The following is a 2,098-nucleotide window of genomic DNA, read 5'->3' on the forward strand; positions in this document are numbered from 1 at the left end:
TCAGCGGGAAGAGCGGTGCATCCAGACCCAGCATGGACTTGCCGTCCTTGTTCTTCTCGTAGTCAGCCTTGGCCTTGGCCAGGTCCTTCAGCTGCACGGCGGTGAGCACGGTCCCCTCGGCCTGCTTCTTCTCCAGGACCGTGGCTACCTTCTGGGCATCGGCGGCAACCTTCTTTGGATAGGTCATGTTCGGAGAGACCATAACCAGGCCGATGGAACAGACGGTACCAATCAACAGGCCGGCGATGACGCCGGCGGTGTTGAACTTGCGCCAGAACAGCGACAGGAACACGACCGGCAGGTTGCCGGAGGAGGCAACGGCAAAAGCAAGTGCCACCAGGTGGGCAACGTTGGATTTCTCGGCCGCGATGCCGATCATGATGCCGGCGGCGCCGACAACCATCGAGGTAACCCGGGCAGCCATGACCTGCTCGTGCTGATCAGCATGGCCGTCCTTGATGACGTTGACGTAGATGTCATGGGCAATGGCGGCGGAGGCTGCCAGTACCAGGCCGGAGACCACCGCCAGGATGGTGGCGAAGGCAACGGCGCAGAGGAAGGCGAGGAAGATGTCGCCAAGGACCGGGGCAATGTCGGCACCCAGCTGCTGGGCCAGCATCATGGTCGCCATGTTGCCACCCTTGTCAACCTGCATGATCCCCTGCGGGGTGAGGTGGATGGCGGCGCCGAAGCCGAGCAGGGTGGTCAGGACGTAGAAACCGCCGATGATGAACATGGCGATGATGACGGACTTGCGGGCGGCCTGGGCCGTCGGCACGGTGAAGAAGCGCATCAGGATGTGCGGCATGCCGGCGGTGCCGAGCACCAGGGCCATGCCGAGGGAGATCTGGTCGAGCGGGTTCTTCAGGAACAGGCCCGGCTCAAGAAAGCGCTGGCCATAGTCAAAACCGGGTACCGGCAGCGGGTCCTTGAGGACCACCTTCTGCACGTGCTCGGCAATGGCCGGGCTGGTGGCGATGTCGGTGAAGAACTGGATCGGGTTCATGCCGGCCTTGATACCGACCAGGATCGCGAGCAGGAACGCACCGGACATGAGCAGGCCGGCCTTGATGATCTGGACCCAGGTGGTGGCGGTCATGCCGCCGAAAACGACGTAGCCGACCATCAGGATACCGACGCCGATGATGGCGGTCTTGTAGGGGACGCCGATCAGGAGCTGCATCAGCTTGCCGGCACCGACCATCTGGGCGGTGAGGTAGAAGGTGGAAACGGCAACGGTTGAGATGGCGGCCACGGCGCGCACCGGTTTCGGCTCGGTGCGGAAGGAGAGGATGTCCCCCAGGGTGTACTTGCCGGCGTTGCGGCAGGGCTCGGCAATGATCAGGAGCACGGTGATGTAGGCGACGAGCCAGCCCACCGAGTACATGAAGCCGTCATAGCCGTAGAGGGAGATCAGACCGGAAATCCCCAGGAACGAGGCTGCCGACATGTAGTCGCCGGCAATGGCCCAACCGTTCTGGGTGCCGGTGATGCCGCCGCCGGCTGCATAGAAGTCCGCTGCGGTCTTGGTCCGCTTCGCTGCCCAGACAACGACCGACATGGTGATGGCGATGATGATGCCGAACATGGTGAGAGTAATGGCCTTGTTGGCCTTGAGTTCTCGTTTGGCCGGCACGGCAGGTGCGGCGGCCGGGGCCGGTGCCGGAGTAGCGGTCTGCTGCATGGCCGCAGGGGCGGCCGGGCTGGTAGCTGCGGGCGCGGTAGCTGCCGGATCGCCGGCAGGGGCTGGAGACTTGGCCGTCTCGGCAAAGGCGATAGAGCCCACGGAAAGGGCCAGGGTCAGTGCGATGAACAGTTTTTTCATGTTTCCTTTCCTCCTTTCCTATTTGAGCTCATCCACCAGCTCACGAGTCAGCCGGTCGAAATCTTTGTTGGCAACATGGGCATAATAAATGGCCAGCGCCCAGGAGACGAAGAACTGGGAGAGGGCAAACAGATAGCCGAAATTGATTGCCCCGATGATCTTGATCTTGAAGAGCCCCGGTGTGTAAGCTGCACCGATCGGGAGGAGGAAATAGTACACGGTGGAGAAGATCCACCAGCCGAACAGGAACACCGTCTTCTTGTGGTGCAGTTC

2 protein-coding genes are annotated in these 2,098 nt (G+C 62.1%); both read right to left on the bottom strand.

What is annotated here, in order from left to right:
- Positions 1-1,825, bottom strand: a 1,825-nt coding sequence (locus tag GJT30_18735; protein MSM41653.1) for a sodium/solute symporter, incomplete at its 3' end; no start/stop codon positions are given.
- A gap of 18 nt (positions 1,826-1,843) precedes the next feature.
- Positions 1,844-2,098, bottom strand: a 255-nt coding sequence (locus GJT30_18740; GenBank protein MSM41654.1) for a DUF485 domain-containing protein, incomplete at its 5' end; no start/stop codon positions are given.

The sequence above is a fragment of the Geobacter sp. genome (assembly GCA_009684525.1).
Lineage (GTDB): Bacteria > Desulfobacterota > Desulfuromonadia > Geobacterales > DSM-12255 > Geoanaerobacter.